Consider the following 19,368-nt stretch of genomic DNA (forward strand, 5'->3'; position numbering starts at 1 on the left):
TTACATCATCATTAATTATTGATAATGAGTGTTTTAAATAGAAAACAAGCGCCGCAGTTCAACGGTGTAGAAAATATAACTTTAATAAAGCCGGAGCATAAAAAGCTGGCTAACGGGTGCAATGTTTATGCCTTCAATTCTGGTGGCCAGGACCTTGTGCGCATAGAATGGATCTTTGGCAATCTGCGTTTTAACGCGGATAAACCGCTGCTGAACGCGGCCGTAAACACCCTGCTCACCGATGGCACAGGCAACATGACCGCCGCCCAAATAGCCGATCATATTGATTTTTATGGCGCCTTTTTGCAGGTAGATTACAGCTACGATAATTCGCAGGTTACGCTATATACGCTTACCAAACATTTGGCAAGCACCCTGCCGGTGATTAAAGACATTATCACCAATTCTGTTTTCCCGGAAAAGGAACTGGAAACCTTTGTGCGTAATCAACAACAAAAATTGCAGGTTAGCCTGCAAAAAAACGATTTTGTAGCCCGCCGCATTTTCAATAAAGCATTAAACGGGGAAACCATTTACGGCCTTGCCGCCGAGCCGGAAGATTTTAAAAGCCTAAAAAGAGAAGACTTGCTGGCACATTTTAAACAAATGTACCAGCCCGCCAACTCCACCATGGTAATTGCCGGTAAGGTAGATCAGGAAGCGCTTGACCTGTTAAGCGATACCTTTGAAAATGGTTGGGACAATGAAGCCACACCTGCGGATACCATGCAGCCGCCGCTAATTCCTTCTTCAGAACGGTTCTTTTATACCGAAAAACCTGCCGCGCTGCAATCGGCGATACGGATAGGTACGCCTTTTATTAACCGTACCCATGTTGATTTCCCCGCCATGCAGGTATTAAACACGGTATTGGGCGGTTATTTTGGTTCGCGGCTGATGGCCAATATCCGCGAGGATAAAGGATATACTTACGGAATCGGCTCCGGCATGACCTCCTTTAAACAAACCGGTTCGTTCTTCATCGCCTCGGAAGTTGGCGCTGATGTATGTCGTTCAGCAGTAACGGAGATAGAGAAGGAAGTAAACCTGCTTAAAACGGAGTTAATAGCCGAAGACGAACTTTCGCTGGTGCGTAACTTTATGCTGGGTTCGCTCTTGGGCAGCCTGGAGAATGTTTTCTCGCATGCTGATAAGTTTAAAAACCTCTTTTTCGCGGGGCTGGATTACGATTATTACGAACGATATACTTCTACCGTAAAAAATATCACTGCCGAAGATCTGCAAGCATTAGCCAATAAATACTGGGACTTTGAAAACTTTTATAAAGTGATAGTAGGAAAGTATTAATTTGAAGATTTGGTAATTTGAAGATTTGAGAATGAATATAATGTTGTTTTGTAACGGTATACGCCGTATTCAGGTTACTTTATCTTCAAATTTTCAAATTACAAAATTTTCAATTTGAAATTTGAAAGTCATTTTCAAACCAATCTTGTTTTCAAATTCTAAAATTTCATAATTAATGCTACCTTTGCCCGGCAAATAATAACTCCAAAATAATTATTTGCTATGCAGTTAGACCCATCTAAATTTGTTGCCGAAGGATTAACTTACGACGACGTTTTACTACTCCCCGCTTATTCAGAAGTATTACCGCGCGAAGTTAACACGAGTACTTTTTTAACAAAAAATATCCGTTTAAACATTCCTATCATATCGGCAGCGATGGATACGGTTACCGAGTCTGGCTTAGCCATTGCTATTGCACAGGCCGGCGGTATCGGCATACTGCACAAAAACATGACCATACAGCAACAGGCCGACGAGGTGCGTAAAGTAAAGCGTTCTGAAAGCGGTATGATACAGGACCCGGTTACATTACTGGAAGATGCCCTGCTTGCCGATGCGGTCAACATCATGCGTGAATATAGCATCGGTGGTATCCCGGTTATCGATGCAGAACATAGGCTAAAAGGTATTATCACCAACCGCGATCTTCGTTTTCAAAAAGATTTGACTGTGCCTGTTAGTGAGGTGATGACCAAAACCAACCTCATAATAACGCCAGAAGGCACCAATCTTACCGAAGCCGCCGCCATACTGCAGGCCAATAAAATTGAAAAACTGCCAGTTGTAAACGCTGCCGGCAAATTGGTTGGATTAATCACCTACAAAGACATTCAAAAAGTAAAGAATTTCCCTAACGCCTGCAAAGACCAGTACGGCCGCCTTCGCGTTGGCGCAGCGGTTGGTGTAGCGTCAGACAATATAGATCGTGTAACGGCATTATACAACGCCGGTGTGGACGTGGTAACGGTTGATACCGCGCACGGGCACTCTAAAGGTGTAATAGAAATGGTAAAGGCCGTAAAAGCCCTTTATCCCGAGCTACAGGTGATAGCAGGCAACATTGCCACCGGCGAAGCTGCCATCGCGCTTGCCGATGCAGGTGCCGATGCTGTAAAAGTGGGTATCGGTCCGGGTTCTATCTGTACCACCCGTATCATTGCTGGCGTGGGTGTTCCTCAATTATATGCGGTATACGAATGTGCCAAGGCTTTAGAAGGCCGCGGGATCCCGGTTATTGCAGATGGTGGTATCAAACAAACGGGCGATATCGTTAAAGCTATTGCAGCAGGTGCAAGTTCTATTATGGCAGGTTCGTTATTTGCTGGTGTAGAAGAATCACCGGGCGAAACCATCATTTACGAAGGTCGTAAGTTTAAATCGTACCGCGGCATGGGTTCGGTTGAGGCAATGGCGAAAGGTTCCAAAGACCGGTACTTTCAGGACGAAACCGATGTGGTAACCAAACTGGTACCCGAAGGTATTGTAGGCCGTGTGCCGTTCAAAGGCAATATGGCCGAGGTGATATTCCAGTACATCGGCGGTTTACGTGCCGGGATGCACTACTGCGGTGCTGCCAATATCGAAGACCTGCAACGCGCCAAATTCGTACGCATTACCGCTGCCGGTATGCGCGAAAGCCATCCGCACGATATTACTATTACAAAAGAAGCACCGAATTATACAAGGTAAGCATCTGTTAATGAAAACTATTAAATCCGTTGCTGCATTATTAGGCTTGCTATTTTTTATATCGGCTTGCCATGACAACTCAAAGTCGCAATTGAGCGAGTCAACCGTTGTGAATCTATTAGCCGATAGCGTAGACGACGAAAGTTGGGGTGCAGATGTACGCCTTTCGATTGTCAAAATTAAAAAGCTTGATACCTCGGATGTATACACCTTAAAAGCAATTTATAAAAATAAGCCTGTCGGTTTCGCTATTGAAGTGCCAAGAGTCACGGACAAAAATAGTGAAGGATTTGGCTCAGGGATAAAAATTAAAAGCTTAGGTAAGCTTAGCGACGATTTTAAAAATGCCATGGCTGAGCTTTATAAGCAGAAGATAGATACAACAAAGAAATTTATTGATATGACCGAAGCCGCTTATGTCGATTTGATTCAGTTTTCTAAAAGTATGGAGTCTAACGCAAAGGAAGACCCTTTGTATTTCAAGATGATGAAGTTGTTTTTGATGTCGAAGGAGGGCGAGGAGGCAGAGTTGTATTTTAATATAGATAAGGAACGAAAGATCGTAGAGTTGAAAGAAAAAGACGAAGAATATAGAGCGATCGTTATACAGTTAATATCCGCACCATAATTTAGTATTAGTTAGAATTCTTAATTGATAGCTTTAATCGCATCGTTTTTAGATATCTGATGCTTTTTGGCTTTACATTAACAACCATGAGAGCAATCTGTGTATTCTGCGGCGCCAACTTCAACGGCGACCCGCTTTTAAGGCAATCTGTTGAACAGCTGGCCGAAATTATGGTAGGCCACGATATCGAACTGATCTATGGCGGTGGCAAGGTTGGCGTAATGGGTATTTTAGCCGATGCCATATTGAGTCGGGGCGGTAAAGTTACCGGCGTGATCCCGCAGTTTTTGATGGATAAAGAAGTGGGGCATACCGGCATTACCCAATTGCACATTGTAGAGAACATGCACCAGCGCAAACAGCTAATGAACGACCTGTGCGACGCCATCATCATGCTTCCCGGCGGCTTTGGTACACTCGAAGAGTTTTTTGAGGTGCTTACCTGGCTGCAATTAGGCTTACACAGCCATCCTGTTGGAATATTGAACACCGGCGGGTTTTATGATAACCTGCTGGCGCAAATGGATGTAATGGTAGCGCAGCGCTACCTGAAACCCACCAACCGCAAATTGGTCATCAGTTCTGCCGACCCGGTGGAACTGATTAACCTCATGGATAAGATTGAAATAAAACCCGATGAGGTTTGGTTTAGGGACAGGAATTTGACATAATATTGCTTCTCTATGATGGAATTAATTTTCCGCAGTTCCCGTCCTCACAAACATCCGTATCCTGTGCGTTGGTAATATGCTCACAATCCCGTTGGTTTCCTGCTTGTTGGATAATACAATATACATTTCTACCGAAATTCCATCTTTTGCAAAGGTGTCTGTTTCTTTAAAGCGCCCGGTTGCTATGGTGGCAACATTGCTTACTACGCCCGTTGTTTGTGGTTTCCCAAAATGGGCAGTTGCTAACTTGGTTAACGAAAGGTATTTATCGATATAAGGGTTTAGCTTTTCCTGTGGTAATTTAACCGCATCGCCGGTTTTGGCAAAATTGGTATCGTCCCATTCGTAAAGTATATAGTTTAAGGTAGAATCTTTGGTGTTGGGGAAGTAATACACCAGCAGATCGGGCAGTAGTTTTTCTTTCCTGCGGAACACCAGCGGCTGGCCAATTCCAGGGCCGCTGAGGTAATCGCTGGCCAAATCAACCTGTTTACCTTTTTCAATTTTACGCGCGTCGTTTAAGCGCTTGCCTTTCAGGTCGAAAATGTATTGAGCGTAAGACTGCAGCCCGAAACCAGCCACAAAAAACACAAGGAGCGCTATTTTTTTCATATATATATATGTATAACGCTGGCAAAAGTAGATACTTATCATTAAACAAGAGAATATTAAAAACTCCGCACTTTCTGCGGTAACTTGCCTGCATATAAATCAATTTATTATGCACGCATAGAATTTCCGTTTATTTTCCTAAAATTACATCACCTATTATAAACACTTATGGATCTGGAATTTAATAAGAATGAGGACGTTAACAAGCAACTCGTTTACGAATTTAACACCAAACTAAAAAAGATATTCCTTGGCGGCGGCGAAAAGGCTGCTGCAAAACAAAAAGAAAAAGGCAAAATGCTTGCTCGCGAGCGCGTTGCCTACCTGCTGGACGATGATAAACCCTGGCTGGAAGTTGGCGCATTTACCGCCGATGGCATGTACGGCGAACATGGCGGTTGCCCGAGTGGCGGCGTGGTATGCGGCATAGGGTATGTAAGCGGCAGGCAATGCGTTATTGTGGCAAACGATGCTACGGTAAAGGCCGGCGCGTGGTTCCCTATTACGGCTAAAAAGAACCTGCGCGCGCAGGAAATAGCGATGGAGAACAGGCTGCCGATCATCTATCTGGTAGATTCGGCAGGGGTGTATTTGCCGCTGCAGGACGAGATCTTCCCGGATAAGGAGCATTTTGGCCGCATTTTCCGCAACAACGCGCAGATGACCAGCATGGGCATTATCCAGATAGCGGCTATCATGGGTTCCTGTGTGGCTGGCGGGGCTTATCTGCCTATCATGAGCGACGAGGCGATGATCGTAGAAGGTACTGGCTCGGTTTTCCTGGCGGGATCATATTTGGTAAAATCGGCTATTGGCGAGGATGTGGATAACGAAACCCTTGGCGGCGCTACTACCCAGTGCGAAATAAGCGGTGTTACCGATTATAAGCATCCAAACGATAAGGCCTGCCTCGATTCTATCCGGAACATTATGAATAAGGTGGGCGATTATAATAAAGCCGGTTTCGACCGGATAAAACCCGCCGCGCCAAAACTAAACGAGAAAGATATTTACGGCATCCTGCCCGATAACCGGGAGAAGGCTTATGATATGCGCGAGATCATTTACCGCCTGATAGACGATTCGGAATTTGAAGAATATAAGGCGGGTTACGGGCAATCTATTATTTGTGGGCTTGGTAGGGTTGATGGCTGGGCGGTCGGCATTGTAGCCAATCAGCGTAAGGTGATCAAATCGAAAAAAGGGGAGATGCAGTTTGGCGGCGTTATCTATTCCGACAGCGCCGATAAAGCCACCCGTTTTATCATGAACTGTAACCAAAAAAAGATCCCGCTGGTGTTTCTTCAGGATGTTACCGGCTTTATGGTAGGCAGCCGTAGCGAGCATGGTGGAATCATCAAAGATGGCGCTAAAATGGTGAACGCGGTTGCTAACTCCGTGGTGCCGAAGTTTACCATCGTGATAGGTAACTCTTATGGCGCTGGCAACTATGCCATGTGCGGCAAGGCGTATGACCCACGACTGATCTACGCATGGCCATCGGCCAAAATAGCGGTGATGGGTGGTTCGCAGGCCGCCAAGGTTTTGGTGCAAATGCAGGCGGCCGGCTTAAAAGCGAAAGGCGAAGAGGTAGATGATGTAAAGGAAGCCGAACTACTGAAACAAACCACCGACCGCTACAACGCCCAAACCACACCATACTACGCTGCCGCAAGGCTTTGGGTGGATGGCATCATCGATCCGCTGGCAACGCGCAAGGTGATCTCCATGGGAATAGAAGCAGCTAATCACGCGCCGATAGAGAAAGCTTTTAATGTAGGTATAATACAAACGTAAGGCTATGGTTTTGAAAGCTATTTTGTAGATTGGCCTGATGAATATCGATATTTCCGACCGAACCTATGCCGAATTAATGGCAGTGCTTATTGGCTTAACTATACTGGTTTACGGTAACGGCAGGCGAACTCGGTTCGGTAGATTGCTGAAAAACGGTATTCGTGTTGAGGGAGAAGTTATTGAAATTAAGGCGTAACCTCAATGCATTTTGTAGCAGCGTCTTTCAACCCGTTGAAATAAGAAAAACAACCAGGAGGCAGAGCCTCGACACATATTATAGCAACGGGTTTCAACCCGTTGATTTTAATATTATCTTTAGTCCCGTAAACAACCTATCTGCCTAAGCATGGAAATTTTTCTCTTTATAGCTGTTTTTTTACTTTTAAGACGAATAATAAAAGTCATCAAATTCACGCCGTTACGGGCCGGGTGGAGCTCAATACTCAATATCGCAAGTGGCCTGCTGTGGGTACTATATTATTTAAACGCGCAGGAAGTAAAAGATCCATATAGTATGCTGGTTGCAGGCCTTTTCCTGGGGGGGGTGCTGTACTACTTTAAAAAGAATCCCGATTTTGATATGATGCGGTTTTATATAGAATCGCATTATCCGCTGCTTGCTGTTACCTTTATAGATTTTATTGCAGATCTCTTTTTCCCAACTTTTGTTGATAACCACGAAGGGATTTTCGCGGTAGTTATACTGCTGGCTTTCTCCTGGATTTTCGCACGTTGGGCAAGCTCAAAAAAACAGGAGGAGGAGTTTAGGGCCATTAACCAGCAAAACGTAATTTTAGATAAGCTGGTGGCCGAACGTACCGCCGAGCTTACACAGCAAAAAGATGAGCTACAGGAAGCCGTAAAACTGCTTCAAACCACACAGCAGCAGCTGATCCAATCAGAAAAACTCGCTTCGCTTGGCGAGCTTACCGCGGGTATCGCGCACGAAATTCAAAACCCGCTTAACTTTGTAAACAATTTCTCTGAAGTGAGCATGGAACTGATAGACGAGATGGGCGAGGAACTCGCCAAGGGCGATACAGAAGAAGCGATGGCGATAGCTAACGATATCAAACAAAACCTGGAGAAGATCCGCCACCACGGCAAACGGGCGGATGGCATTGTAAAAGGCATGTTGCAGCATAGCCGTGCCAGCAGCGATGTGCAGGAACCAACCAACGTGAACAACCTGGCAGATGAATATCTGCGCCTGGCTTACCACGGCTTACGTGCAAAGGATAAAAGTTTTAATGCCGAACTGATTACCCATTTTGATGAGGGGTTACCATTAATAAAGATAGTTCCGCAGGATGTGGGCAGGGTAATGCTTAATATGTTTAACAATGCTTTTTACGCGGTACAGCAAAAGCAAAAAACAGGCCTTGCTGGCTATAAGCCAACTGTAGAGGTAACCACGTTAAAAAGCGGACAGTTTTTAGAAATAAAAGTAAAAGATAACGGCATCGGCATCCCCGAAGAAATAAAGGACAAAATATTGCAGCCCTTTTTTACCACTAAGCCAACCGGCGAAGGCACGGGGCTTGGCCTTTCTTTAAGTTATGATATTATTGTGAAAGCCCATGGCGGCCAAATAGATATCGACTCGGTTGAGGGCGAGTTTACCGCTTTTATTATTAAATTACCGCTATAAACCTAAGCCGGTTATATGAGGAAACTTTACCAACTATGCTTTTTATTTATCCTGTTACCGTTTTGCCTTCGGGCACAAACGGTACCGCTGCAGGTTTATGATATTAAAACAGACAGCGCAGAAAATACCTGGCTTGGCAAACAGTACTTCCAGATACTGCCAGATCCATCAGAAAAACTCACCCTGCAGCAGGTTAGATCCATGCAGTTTCAGCAGGTTAAAACTGAGGGATTCCGCGTAAAGGATTTTAACACGAGCGCATATTGGTGCAAGTACAGTTTCAAAAATACGCTGCCCACACCAGTAAATCTGGCTATCACCGGGTCCATATCCCAACTGGATGTTTTTGCAATTGACAGCGCAGGTAAGGTTAACAAAAAAACGACCGGGTACGATGTACCGTGGTCGCGGCGCTCTGGTTTAAAACGCTTTAGACAGGCCGTTTTCGCTTTGCAGCCGGGCCAGCAAATGGCCTTTTATGAACGGCAATTCATCGACTTTAAATTAGACAGGCGTGCTACGATAGTCCCCGGTTTTAAAATATTGAAAAACGAACAGCGGGACGCGATTGATTTTTATGAAGACAGGTTAAAAGATGTTGGCATCATATCATTCCTATGCGGCATCCTCATCCTTGCGGCGCTGGTAAACCTGTTTTTTTACAGCGTAAGCCGCGAAAAAGTTTACCTGTATTTTGCCCTTTTCGGCTTTTTTTATACCCTGCTGGCAGGGAATTTTACACTGTACGACGTTTTTTTGAAGGAAATACCGGTGCTCGCCCGGTTCAGCCAGTTGCTGGCCCTGTTTTGCGGCTTTTTCCTCTGGAAATTCCTGTCGATATTTTATGAGGCACCAACCCTTTATCCCCGCTGGTATAAGGTAAGCAACTATCTCAGCTATACCATTTCCCTTTCGGCTGCCACACTGCTATCGCCGCAAATAATAGGTAAGCTGGCGTTATCCGCTACTTTGGCTGGCGTAGTTGGCATATTTGTTTTAAACTCACTGGTTATACTTTCTTTCAGCCTGTTCAAAAGCCGTCAGGAAAAAGTTTTCAAACTGATTACCGCGCTGCCCTTTTTATTTATAGGCATCATTTACCTCATTGCCGATATTATTTACGGCACAGGGGCTGGTGATAACACCTTCGTAAAGGTTGTACACACCCATGGCGGCGATATTACCCTGCTTTGCTTTTACTGGCTCGTGATATTATTTTTGTGGAAGATGATCCAGCGTTTTCAAACCCTGCAAAAACAAGTGTTGCAGGAAGCGCTTGAAAGAGAACAAATGGCGCGTGAAAATGAGGCCGAACGTTTAAACCTCATTGCATCGCAGAAGATAGAACTGGAGCAGCAGGTAACCGAGCGAACCGCCGAGTTACACCAATCGCTTAACGATTTAAAGCAGACACAAAACCAGCTCATCCAGTCCGAAAAAATGGCCTCCCTTGGAGAGTTAACGGCCGGCATTGCGCATGAGATCCAAAACCCCCTCAACTTCGTCAATAATTTTTCGGAGGTGAGCGTAGAGTTGCTTGATGAGCTGGAGATAGAGCTCACCAACGGCGATAAGGACGAGGCAATAGCCATTGCCAACGATGTGAAACAAAACCTCGAAAAGATATTGCACCACGGTAAACGCGCCGATGGAATTGTAAAGGGCATGCTACAGCATAGCCGCGCCAGCAGCAGCGCAAAGGAACCCACCGACATTAACAAACTGGCCGATGAATACCTGCGCCTGGCATACCATGGCCTTCGGGCGAGGGATAAAACCTTCAATGCAAAGCTGATAACCGATTTTGACCTAAGCCTGCCGATGGTGAACATGGTGCCGCAGGATATTGGAAGGGTGCTGCTAAATTTGTTCACCAACGCGTTTTACGCGGTTCAGCAAAAACAAAAAAGCGGGCAACCGGGGTATAAGCCAACCATCCGGATAAAAACCTTCGCTCCCCCTTCAGGGGGCTGGGGAGCTATAGTTCGTGATAACGGCACAGGCATTCCCGAGAGTATTAAAGATAAGATATTGCAACCCTTTTTTACCACCAAGCCCACGGGCGAAGGTACCGGATTGGGCCTATCCTTAAGTTACGATATTATTGTAAAGGCGCATGGCGGCAAGATAGAGATAGACAGCAAGGAAGGGGAGTACACAGAATTTGTAATTTCCATCCCGGCTAAAATTTAAAAGTTTATATTTACACAGCTTATGAAAATATTGGTAGTAGATGATGAGGCGGATGTTCAACCGCTTTTTTTACAACGTTTCCGCAAAGAGATCCGCAATAACGAAATAGAATTTAGTTTTGCCCAATCTGGCGAGCAAGCCCTCCATTACCTGCACGAAAAACAATCTGAAGTGGTGCTGATCCTCAGCGATATCAATATGCCGGGTATGAGCGGCATTGAATTGCTCACCCACATCCGCGAGGATTTTGATACCCCGCCGCCGCCCGTGGTGATGATGATAACCGCTTATGGCGACGAAGAGAACCACCGCCAGGCGATGGAAAAAGGCGCCAATGACTTTTTAACCAAACCGCTGGATTTTACCCTGTTAAAAGAAAAACTTAAAATCTTTACCGATCAACAATAATGGCCAAGATATTAGTAGTAGATGACGAGGCTGATTTGGAGCTGTTGGTAAAACAAAAGTTCCGGAAGAAGATAAGAGAGAACATTTACGAATTTGTTTTCGCCCAAAATGGCGAAGAAGCACTCGAAAAAGTAAAAGAGCATCCCGACCTGGATATTATCCTGAGCGATATTAACATGCCTATAATGGACGGGCTTACGTTGCTTAGCCGCCTGCCCGAGGCAAACCCAATGATAAAGGCTGTTGTTGTTTCGGCATATGGTGATATGCAAAATATCCGCGTGGCCATGAACCGTGGTGCCTTTGATTTTGTAACCAAGCCCGTTGATTTCGAGGACCTGGACCTTACCATGGAGAAAACCATCCTCCACGTAAAGCAACTGCAGGAAACCATCAAGGCCATCAAGGAGAACAATATCCTGAAAATGTACGTGGACGAGAACGTGCTCAACTTTATGACGCACAAAGAGTTTGAGAACAGCCTGCTGAAGAACGAGGTGATTAACGCCACCATTATGTTTGTAGATGTATGCGGTTTTACGGCTATTACCGAGAACGTGCCGGCTAATACGGTGGTAACGCTCATCAATAGCTTATTTGATAAAATTGTAAAAGAGATTGTTGCCCAGGGTGGCCATGTTGATAAATTTATGGGCGATGCCGTGATGGCCGTTTTCCGCGGGGATTATCACCTGGACAGGGCCATTGATGCCGCGCTTGCTGCCCGGGCGCACATCGCGCAGATGGATGCCGTACACGCCGGAGAAAAATCATATCAGCCGCAGATAGCTGTAGGTATCAACTCCGGTGAAGTGGTATCGGGTAATATCGGTTCCGCATCTTTAAAACGGCTGGATTATACCGTGATAGGCGATGCCGTTAACCTGGCACAGCGCCTGCAATCGGCAGCTAAAGGCGGGCAGATCATCATTTCCGAAGAAACTTACCATAAAGCAAAAGAATCGTTCAGCTGCGAGAAAATAGGTGATGTGAACCTAAAGAACAAAGCTAAGGCAGTGACCATTTACGAAGTGCTGGAGTAATTTTTTGTTAAAAGTTGAAGGTTAAAAGTATAAGAATACGTCAACTGACTTTAAACTGCCAACAACCTTTTTACCTTCAACTTTTAACTTTCTACTTTTAACTTTAGTCCGCCAGCGGCACATGTTTGGCATCTATCTGTAGTTTCGGGTTATCTTCGTTTATCTTCTTCACGTACAGTTCATCTGCCAGTATCACAATAATAGCCAGCAGGGGCACAGCTAAAATAATACCCAAAGCACCGGATAACGTACCCATAATTACCTGGCTGATAATGGTTAGAGCTGGCGGCAGGTTAATGATTTTATTTTGAATGATGGGCGTTACAATATTGCTTACCACGGTTTGCGATACAATGTAGATCAGCGTTACAATTACGGCGGTATTGGTGCTCACCGTTAGGGCCAGCAAAACACCGGGTATCATGGCCACCAGCGAACCAAAGTTGGGAATTATCTTCAGCATGGCGGCAATTAATGCCAGCACCAACACAGCGGGAATGCCCATAATGGTGAGCCCTATGGTCAGCATAATAAATATCAGCACAACCGAGAGCAGCATCCCCTTTAGCCAGCCTTTAAGTGATACATTAATGCGGTTCATGATGCAGAGCCAAAGTTCCTTTTTATCCGGCGGGATGATGATCATAAAACCATCTTTATAAACAGATGGGCTAACGGTAAAAAATATCCCCAAAAACATAATGATGTAAATGTTGCCAAGCACCCCAAAGCTGGTGCTGAAGAAATGCTGCGCTGTAATAAATATCTTGCCGGAGTTATCGTCAAGATAACCAAGCACCTGCTGGCCAACAGGTGTTTCGGCGAGTTTGGTCCGCGCGGCATTTATGGTATTTGGCAGCGTATGGCTCAACTGCGCCACCTGCTGCTGAATTTTTGTACCCATAAACCAGAGCAACACCGCTAAAATGGCGAAAGAGCCGCCAACCGACAATATCATAGCCGGCTTACGTCCCCATTTGGTTTTCCGTTGAATGATATTGCCCAAGCCATGGAAATAGGTGGAGATAAGCGTAGCAGCCAGTATCATCAGCAATACGTTAAACGCAACCCTCGCAATAAGCACCACTATTACCAGCAGGGCCACAATGCCCACGGTATGCCATACTTTTTGGATGTAGGTAAGTTCTCTCTTAGGGCGGGGCGTATTTTTCGGCGTTGTTGTATCCATCATATCCTTCACGTAGTTAAGGACAATGTTTACTCCCAAATGTTTTGATATGTTTTACACAACGCCCATGCAGCGAAAAATAAATTGCCTAAAACCAATCATGTCGTCAATAGGAAAACGTCTCTACATGCAACACTTTTTCCTCGTATTGCAAAAGGTATTTAGCATCCTCCGGGTAATACTTGGCCTTCTCGTAGTCGTCACCGGCGAATTTTTTGATATCCTCGTATGATTGCCATTTGGTGACGGTCCAAAAATGGCAAACATCGTCCTCCGGTTTTCTCCATACTTCAGTGGAAAGGTTCCCTTCGGTATTTTTATAATCTGTTAAACCGCTTTCCTCCAAAAAGGTAAAGTAAGCATCGCTGTGTTCAGCTTTTGTGGTGCCGTGCCAGATGCGGGTAATAATTTCAGGCATGTGTAATAGATTCTTTTTTTGATGTTTATAGCTTCCCCGCTGTTCAATAAGCCCGCCCGGCATACCACAACGAGAGCGTATTTAAAACGCCCATAATCGCATTAATATTTTCATAGCGTGCCATTTATAAATATATTAGGCCATATTTCACAACCGCATGAAAACCTTATTCGCATTATTTTTCTCCCTGCTTACCTTGCAGCTAAACGCGCAGCATAAAAAATATAATCAATTCTATCAATACGGCATTGCCGATGCATTTTTGGCCGGGCTTTATCACGGTACTTTAACCGTGAAGGAAATGAAGCCACACGGCGACTTCGGACTGGGCGCTCCAGATATGCTTGATGGTGAACTGATGATACTCAACGGCAAAGTTTACCAGAGCCGCTCAACCGGTGTTACCACCGTTATGCCCGATACTGCAAAAGTGCCACTGGTACTAACTACCAACTTTAAAGCGGATACTGTATTTTACATCAATACAGTTGCAGATAAAAAGGGAACCTTCGCCCAAATAGATCAATACCTTACCAAAGCTAATGGCCTGTACGCTATCCGTATCACCGGCGATTTTGCTTTGGTAAAAACACGGGCTTTCCCACCGGTAGAGAAAGAACCATTTTTGCCTTTGGCCAGCATGCTGGATCGTCAAAAGTTTTTCACTACCGAAAATGTTAGCGGCACGCTGATGGGTTTTAAACTCCCAAGCTATTTAAACAGCGTAACCATTGCCGATTATCATTTTCATTTCCTCAGCGCCGATAAAACTAAAGGTGGCCACGTTACCGATGTTAAGGTGACCAGGGTAAAGGTGGAGATAGCTAATTTAACGGGCATGAACATTGAGATACCACAGGATGCCTACTACCAAAATTTCGACTTTAAAACCGTTAAAAAAGGTGACGCGCTAAAGGCCGAAACCGGTATAAAATAAACAAAGCCTCCCCAAAATAACAGAAAGGCTTTTGCCATAGTATAAATATAGGGTTAAAGGATGTAAAAAACTTTATCCTGCTCACAGGCGGTTTTGGCCAGTGGGATAGCCTCCAGATTACTATCGTTCAGCATCTGGTTTCTAAAATGATCAGCGTCATCGTTGCCGCTATCCAAAAAAGTAATAAGCTGGCGGGTTAGCGATCTCGATTCGTTCACGATGGCACCCAGATGCCCCGGGCTTCCCACCAGCGGTCGTACGCCTGGTTAGAGCGAAAGGCCAGCAGTAGCGATATAATGGTAGCCAGGATGGATGGCACCTCTGTAGGTATAGAGATGCGCAGATGAGGGAAAAAATGGTGGAAAGCCGCTATCAAAATAGCATACCAGTTTCGCTTAATCCTCTACCAGCAGTATCTTCATCCGTGCAAATATAATTTAACCGGGGCAACAAAAAACAGGGTGGAGGGTTTTAAAAGGCGGATTTTATGATTTTGACGGGCATTATGCGACGAGGGACTCACCCCGACGGCACTACATGCGTCGAACCTTTCTCATTCCGAAAGAGGGTGTGAAGAATAATATTCCGGAACATATAACCGCCATATCTCCCCCTCTTTCGGAACGAGAGAGGGGGCGGGAGTGAGTCGAATCGCAAAACGGACACTACCACTTGAAAATAGCAGGTAATGCCCGGCCATTACCCTCCCAACAAAATCTTCCACCCCACCACTTTACAATCTCGTTCTGCTATAGTCTATATATCCGTCCGTTGAGTATATTAGCAACATAAATGAGCAAAGTATTTACCATTGCAGAAGGCTTGGAAAACCTCGGTGCGTTGCGTAGCGGCGGGCAGGGGTCGGTATATAAAGGGAAACGAACCGGCGCCATCTACTCCGCTATCAAGCTCATTCCAACGCCGATCTATGCCGAGAACGAAGACGATAAGAACTATCGGAATTTCCAAAATGAAGTTGCCAAGCTGCAAAAGGTAAATGAGATACCCAACCCTAACATTGTAAAGATACTAAGCTCAGGCTTGACAGAAAGCGGATCGTTCCCATTCATCGAAATGGAATTTATTGATGGGCCCGACCTGAGCGAGCTCCTACTGCCGCCGCACCAAAAAATCTTCACGCTGAAAGAAACGCTAAAAGTTGCCGACCAGCTCGCCAGCGCCCTTGCGCATTGTCACCGCCTTGGGGTAAAACATGGCGACTTGAAAAGCAATAACGTAAAATATAACATCCACAGCGGCAATTATGTGCTGCTTGATTTTGGCCTCGCTATCATGACCGAGGAGCAGCGGCGCAGCAGTATGCGAAACGCTGGCGCGGTAGAATTTATGGCACCTGAGCAGTACGACGGCAAAATGCTGCTGCAAACCGATATTTACAGCTACGGCGTTATATTGTACGAATTATTGGCAGGCGAGGTGCCCTTTGTATTAACCGGCGACGGCGAAAACGGCCGCAACGCCGTAATGCTGAAACACATGGAATCGCCTGTTCCAGATCTGCTGGAAAAACGCCGTGCCAACCTGCCCGATACCTGGATACAGCAAAAGAAAGCCAGCGAAATGCAGGTGCCCGACTGGATGCTGAAAGTAGTGGCCAAATGCCTGGAGAAAAAAACTGAAGCGCGTTTCACCGATGCGCTGGAGCTTTATGAAGCCCTGTCGGTACATCAAACCCGGATGGAGCCGATAGCGCCTGTTGGTGAAACGGATAAGCAATATGTCGATATAGAATGGTCCTTAAAATTGCAGCTCATCAAAAACCAGTTACAAGACAGGCTGATCTCGGAGATGATACTGCTTTACAACACAAACCCATCCGCCACCCTGGCCGATGAGAACAAAGCCTACTACCTGCACGACCAGGTAAAACTCCACCATAGCCGTTTGAATGAATTGCTGCGCGAAAACGGAAAGGCGGATAAGCTGCGCGAAGACGATATCCAAGCGGCGATGGATAAAATACAGGAGACCGAACTTTTAGCGCGTCCATCAAAATTATATGTCTCCAAAATAGCACTCTATGGTTTGCTGGCAGCACTTGGAGCCTTACTGTTCACCACCATTTTGTTGTGGCAGGTTTACAAGCATGACGCAACGGCCATGAAAATTATGAGCCATATTTCAACAGTTCTAAAAAGCGTTTTTTCGAGCAAAAAATAGCGCTAAAAGAAAGAAAAACGACCAAAAAATCGAGTAAAAAGGTAAAAAAAGGGAAATTTTAGCAAGTAATTTTTCATTATTTTGTGTTCGTCACAACAAAGCGGCTACTTTATTGTAATTTCATAGTAGGTTCACCGTTATACGGGCAATGGTAATTTAACACAATAAATGAGTAAAGTATTTACAATAGTAGAGGGCTTGGAAAACCTTGGCGCACTGCGCACAGGCGGCCAGGGTTCAGTATATAAAGGCAAGCGAACGGGTACCATTTATTCGGCAGTAAAACTGATACCAACACCCATCCACACCGAAAGCGGCGATGATAAAAACTACCGAAATTTTCAGAACGAGGTCGCCAAACTACAGAAAGTCAACGAGATACCAAATCCAAACATCGTAAAGATATTAAGTTCGGGCGTTACCGAAAGCGGCTCTTTTCCATTTATTGAGATGGAGTACATCGATGGCCCCGATCTGAACGAACTCCTCGCGCCACCCCACGAAAAGATTTTCACACTTAAAGAATTACTTAAGGTAGCTGATCAATTAGCCTGTGCATTAGCGCATTGCCATAAAGTAGGGGTTAAGCACGGTGATATAAAAAGCAATAACGTAAAGTATAATATCCATACGGGCAACTACGTTCTGCTCGATTTTGGTTTGGCCATCATGAGCGAAGAACAGCGCCGCAGCAGCATCCGCCATGCGGGTGCCGCCGAGTTTATGGCACCGGAGCAGCACGAAGGTAAAATGCTGTTACAAACGGATGTATATAGTTATGGGGTTATACTTTACGAACTGCTTACCGGCGATGTACCCTTCCCATTGACTGGCGAGGGCGATACCGGCCGCAACGCCGTAATGCTGGGCCACATGGAATCTGAAGTGCCCGACCCTATAAAAGCCCGCAAGCTAAACCTTCCGGAAGGATGGGCCGAACAAAAACTTCGTCAGGAGATGCAAGTTCCGGCATGGCTTATTAACCTCATTAGCAAATGTTTACAGAAAAAACCTGAAGACCGTTATGCCGATGGGCAGGAACTGCACGATGCCATTGTTACAGGCAGCATCTCGGCTTCAGCGGGAAGCGGCAGTGTTGGCGGTGTATCAAAAGCCAACATAGAAGCGCTAAAAGCCGAGAATAAAAAACTGCAGCAGCAGGTACTGGAACTCCAATCTGAAAACCAGGACGCAGATGGAGATGCACCTGCCGTGCCGGATGACGAATCGAAAATGATAGTATCTAAGCTGGCATTCAACGCGTTAGTAGCTTTACTGGTATTGTTTGTTGGTTTTTCTGTATATGCCGCATTTTACAAGAAAGATGCCCGGCTGCCCAAGGCTACTACCTCTCAGGATTCCCTGCAAACGGTGCAGGATACAAGCCAAATGGCTAACCCGCAACAAGATGTACCTGCGAACCAGGTTTACAAAGAACGTCGACAACGCGCTGATTCTTTAAAAAGAGTGCGCGATAGCCTGATAAAAGCTACTATTGACAGCACCACTGCTGCACGGGCGGCAGCAAGGGACAGTGCAACAATAGATACATCGTCCAAGCCATAAACAACATTAAAATATAGGTGAACAGGCAAAAACATCTTTTACAGTTTTATGTTCAGTAATCATATTTGAATCTTACATCACAAATGGAATCAAAACCAAATTTTTGGCAGCGTATAGGTATACAGGATTGGTTTCTGACCAACGAGAGCACCGGCGTAAACGGCAAAATTCCCGCGCTTACACCCGATAGCGTTTACAGCTACATCGTCGAAAAATTTCAGGACTCTATAAAAGGTCTCTCCTTTGCCGACCGTGTAGTTTTTTACCATGAATTCATCATCAGCTTTAACGCAGACGACTACAAGGAATTCATCGAAAACAAGCAGGGTTTATTCGGCCTTATCGTACAGGAAACGGTAAAAAAATTCTACGAGATCCTGAAAGAATACCGTGTCGCCGGCAAAAAAGTAGAGCCGTCCGGTTCAAAATGGGTCTTCCGTCTCGTATCGCACCCGGATTATCAGCGTGGGGATAAAGGCTTCATGGGCAAGCTGTTACCCGATAATAATAACCAGCCTGCCAAAAAGGAAGAAAACCTGCGGGTAACCTTCATTCCGCGCCAAACGGGTATCGCTCAAACCTTTGATGTAAACCAGGATATCCTAAAAGGCTTTATCTACTACAGCGAGGGTTACTTTGAAATTCCTTACCAGGAAGACCTGGAATACAGCGAAAAAGAAGCTATCAAGCAAGATAAAAAGAGCATCGCCCGATTTGAAACCATCATCCCGGATAAACAGTTCGCCGGTAAAAAGGTGGAATACCTGATGAAGGATGACGATATCATCGTATCCGGCAGTGATGAAGAACGTGAGGAGCAAAGCGTGTTTAAAATTCCGAGCGAATGGGTAAATACACCGCATTTACAGGTACGCTTTAACAAAGCGGATGCTAAATTCTACCTGGCGTCCTTCGGCGAAATGACCACACTGAACGAAATGGCGGTGCCCACCAGCGATATCAACTCACCAAAATGGGTGGAACTGCCGGTAAATTCCCGCATATTACTGAATGGCATTATTGGCTTAAACCTGTTTAAATCGTAAAAACATGTCGCAAATATTATCCATAGGC

19 protein-coding genes are annotated in these 19,368 nt (G+C 45.3%); 14 read left to right on the top strand and 5 right to left on the bottom strand.

Translation table 11 applies throughout. The annotated features are described in order from the left end of the window. The first annotated feature begins 24 nt into the window (after positions 1-24). The 4 genes from EPL05_RS09355 to EPL05_RS09370 all read left to right on the top strand — a co-directional run bounded on the left by EPL05_RS09355 (position 25) and on the right by EPL05_RS09370 (position 4,299). Positions 25-1,308, top strand: coding sequence for a M16 family metallopeptidase (locus tag EPL05_RS09355; RefSeq protein WP_128533666.1), 1,284 nt, complete (start codon positions 25-27; stop codon positions 1,306-1,308). 222 nt (positions 1,309-1,530) lie between these two features. After that, positions 1,531-3,000 carry an IMP dehydrogenase gene (gene guaB, locus EPL05_RS09360; RefSeq protein ID WP_128533667.1) on the top strand — a complete coding sequence of 490 codons (1,470 nt, stop codon included), beginning with the start codon at positions 1,531-1,533 and terminating at the stop codon, positions 2,998-3,000. A gap of 10 nt (positions 3,001-3,010) precedes the next feature. Beyond that, complete coding sequence (locus tag EPL05_RS09365) at positions 3,011-3,628, top strand: hypothetical protein (RefSeq protein ID WP_128533668.1); 618 nt, start codon at positions 3,011-3,013, stop codon at positions 3,626-3,628. 86 nt (positions 3,629-3,714) lie between these two features. Further along, on the top strand, positions 3,715-4,299 hold the full coding sequence (locus EPL05_RS09370) for an LOG family protein (protein WP_128533669.1): 585 nt from the start codon (positions 3,715-3,717) through the stop codon (positions 4,297-4,299). A gap of 21 nt (positions 4,300-4,320) precedes the next feature. Here EPL05_RS09370 and EPL05_RS09375 read toward each other — a convergent pair whose 3' ends face one another. After that, positions 4,321-4,911, bottom strand: a complete 591-nt coding sequence (locus EPL05_RS09375) for a hypothetical protein (RefSeq protein WP_128533670.1) — start codon at positions 4,909-4,911, stop codon at positions 4,321-4,323. Between the two features lie 168 nt (positions 4,912-5,079). Between EPL05_RS09375 and EPL05_RS09380 the strand changes: the two genes are divergently transcribed. The 6 genes from EPL05_RS09380 (at position 5,080) to EPL05_RS09400 (ending at position 12,003) form a co-directional block, all read left to right on the top strand. Further along, complete coding sequence (locus EPL05_RS09380; protein WP_128533671.1) at positions 5,080-6,708, top strand: acyl-CoA carboxylase subunit beta; 1,629 nt, start codon at positions 5,080-5,082, stop codon at positions 6,706-6,708. Between the two features lie 37 nt (positions 6,709-6,745). After that, entirely contained in the window at positions 6,746-6,904 is a 159-nt protein-coding gene (locus EPL05_RS23950; RefSeq protein WP_166727674.1) for a hypothetical protein, read from the top strand. Positions 6,905-7,054: 150 nt separating this feature from the next. Next, complete coding sequence (locus EPL05_RS09385) at positions 7,055-8,359, top strand: sensor histidine kinase (protein WP_128533672.1); 1,305 nt, start codon at positions 7,055-7,057, stop codon at positions 8,357-8,359. A gap of 15 nt (positions 8,360-8,374) precedes the next feature. Further along, positions 8,375-10,552, top strand: a complete 2,178-nt coding sequence (locus EPL05_RS09390; RefSeq protein WP_128533673.1) for a sensor histidine kinase — start codon at positions 8,375-8,377, stop codon at positions 10,550-10,552. 21 nt (positions 10,553-10,573) lie between these two features. Further along, on the top strand, positions 10,574-10,960 hold the full coding sequence (locus EPL05_RS09395) for a response regulator (RefSeq protein ID WP_128533674.1): 387 nt from the start codon (positions 10,574-10,576) through the stop codon (positions 10,958-10,960). After that, positions 10,960-12,003 carry an adenylate/guanylate cyclase domain-containing protein gene (locus tag EPL05_RS09400; protein WP_208394711.1) on the top strand — a complete coding sequence of 348 codons (1,044 nt, stop codon included), beginning with the start codon at positions 10,960-10,962 and terminating at the stop codon, positions 12,001-12,003. Before EPL05_RS09395 ends, EPL05_RS09400 begins: the two co-directional genes overlap by 1 nt. A gap of 103 nt (positions 12,004-12,106) precedes the next feature. Here the strand turns inward: EPL05_RS09400 and EPL05_RS09405 are convergent, their stop codons facing one another. Both EPL05_RS09405 and EPL05_RS09410 read right to left on the bottom strand, forming a co-directional pair. After that, positions 12,107-13,195, bottom strand: coding sequence for an AI-2E family transporter (locus EPL05_RS09405; RefSeq protein ID WP_128533676.1), 1,089 nt, complete (start codon positions 13,193-13,195; stop codon positions 12,107-12,109). 103 nt (positions 13,196-13,298) lie between these two features. Next, entirely contained in the window at positions 13,299-13,610 is a 312-nt protein-coding gene (locus EPL05_RS09410; protein ID WP_208394712.1) for a hypothetical protein, read from the bottom strand. A gap of 157 nt (positions 13,611-13,767) precedes the next feature. Between EPL05_RS09410 and budA the strand changes: the two genes are divergently transcribed. Beyond that, positions 13,768-14,547 carry an acetolactate decarboxylase gene (gene budA / locus EPL05_RS09415; RefSeq protein WP_128533677.1) on the top strand — a complete coding sequence of 260 codons (780 nt, stop codon included), beginning with the start codon at positions 13,768-13,770 and terminating at the stop codon, positions 14,545-14,547. A 53-nt stretch (positions 14,548-14,600) separates the two neighbouring features. On the opposite strand, the gene EPL05_RS24295 is transcribed toward budA, so the two are convergent. Both EPL05_RS24295 and EPL05_RS24300 read right to left on the bottom strand, forming a co-directional pair. Beyond that, positions 14,601-14,765 carry a hypothetical protein gene (locus EPL05_RS24295; RefSeq protein WP_243837258.1) on the bottom strand — a complete coding sequence of 55 codons (165 nt, stop codon included), beginning with the start codon at positions 14,763-14,765 and terminating at the stop codon, positions 14,601-14,603. Further along, entirely contained in the window at positions 14,762-14,923 is a 162-nt protein-coding gene (locus tag EPL05_RS24300) for a bestrophin family ion channel (RefSeq protein WP_243837259.1), read from the bottom strand. The genes EPL05_RS24295 and EPL05_RS24300 overlap by 4 nt, the downstream gene beginning before the upstream one ends. 416 nt (positions 14,924-15,339) lie before the next feature. Here EPL05_RS24300 and EPL05_RS09425 point away from each other — a divergent pair, with 416 nt between their 5' ends. The 3 genes from EPL05_RS09425 to EPL05_RS09435 all read left to right on the top strand — a co-directional run bounded on the left by EPL05_RS09425 (position 15,340) and on the right by EPL05_RS09435 (position 19,340). Beyond that, complete coding sequence (locus EPL05_RS09425; protein ID WP_128533678.1) at positions 15,340-16,728, top strand: serine/threonine protein kinase; 1,389 nt, start codon at positions 15,340-15,342, stop codon at positions 16,726-16,728. 168 nt (positions 16,729-16,896) lie between these two features. Next, entirely contained in the window at positions 16,897-18,294 is a 1,398-nt protein-coding gene (locus tag EPL05_RS09430) for a protein kinase domain-containing protein (protein WP_128533679.1), read from the top strand. 83 nt (positions 18,295-18,377) lie between these two features. Then, entirely contained in the window at positions 18,378-19,340 is a 963-nt protein-coding gene (locus tag EPL05_RS09435) for a hypothetical protein (RefSeq protein ID WP_128533680.1), read from the top strand. Positions 19,341-19,368: the final 28 nt, after the last annotated feature.

This window comes from Mucilaginibacter gilvus (assembly GCF_004054195.1).
Lineage (GTDB): Bacteria > Bacteroidota > Bacteroidia > Sphingobacteriales > Sphingobacteriaceae > Mucilaginibacter > Mucilaginibacter gilvus.

Coding starts and splice junctions, on each gene's coding strand:
- EPL05_RS09355 (WP_128533666.1), top strand. CDS start 25: ATGAGTGTTTTAAATAGAAAACAAGCGCCGCAGTTCAACGGTGTAGAA.
- guaB (WP_128533667.1), top strand. CDS start 1,531: ATGCAGTTAGACCCATCTAAATTTGTTGCCGAAGGATTAACTTACGAC.
- EPL05_RS09365 (WP_128533668.1), top strand. CDS start 3,011: ATGAAAACTATTAAATCCGTTGCTGCATTATTAGGCTTGCTATTTTTT.
- EPL05_RS09370 (WP_128533669.1), top strand. CDS start 3,715: ATGAGAGCAATCTGTGTATTCTGCGGCGCCAACTTCAACGGCGACCCG.
- EPL05_RS09375 (WP_128533670.1), bottom strand. CDS start 4,911: ATGAAAAAAATAGCGCTCCTTGTGTTTTTTGTGGCTGGTTTCGGGCTG.
- EPL05_RS09380 (WP_128533671.1), top strand. CDS start 5,080: ATGGATCTGGAATTTAATAAGAATGAGGACGTTAACAAGCAACTCGTT.
- EPL05_RS23950 (WP_166727674.1), top strand. CDS start 6,746: ATGAATATCGATATTTCCGACCGAACCTATGCCGAATTAATGGCAGTG.
- EPL05_RS09385 (WP_128533672.1), top strand. CDS start 7,055: ATGGAAATTTTTCTCTTTATAGCTGTTTTTTTACTTTTAAGACGAATA.
- EPL05_RS09390 (WP_128533673.1), top strand. CDS start 8,375: ATGAGGAAACTTTACCAACTATGCTTTTTATTTATCCTGTTACCGTTT.
- EPL05_RS09395 (WP_128533674.1), top strand. CDS start 10,574: ATGAAAATATTGGTAGTAGATGATGAGGCGGATGTTCAACCGCTTTTT.
- EPL05_RS09400 (WP_208394711.1), top strand. CDS start 10,960: ATGGCCAAGATATTAGTAGTAGATGACGAGGCTGATTTGGAGCTGTTG.
- EPL05_RS09405 (WP_128533676.1), bottom strand. CDS start 13,195: ATGATGGATACAACAACGCCGAAAAATACGCCCCGCCCTAAGAGAGAA.
- EPL05_RS09410 (WP_208394712.1), bottom strand. CDS start 13,610: ATGCCTGAAATTATTACCCGCATCTGGCACGGCACCACAAAAGCTGAA.
- budA (WP_128533677.1), top strand. CDS start 13,768: ATGAAAACCTTATTCGCATTATTTTTCTCCCTGCTTACCTTGCAGCTA.
- EPL05_RS09425 (WP_128533678.1), top strand. CDS start 15,340: ATGAGCAAAGTATTTACCATTGCAGAAGGCTTGGAAAACCTCGGTGCG.
- EPL05_RS09430 (WP_128533679.1), top strand. CDS start 16,897: ATGAGTAAAGTATTTACAATAGTAGAGGGCTTGGAAAACCTTGGCGCA.
- EPL05_RS09435 (WP_128533680.1), top strand. CDS start 18,378: ATGGAATCAAAACCAAATTTTTGGCAGCGTATAGGTATACAGGATTGG.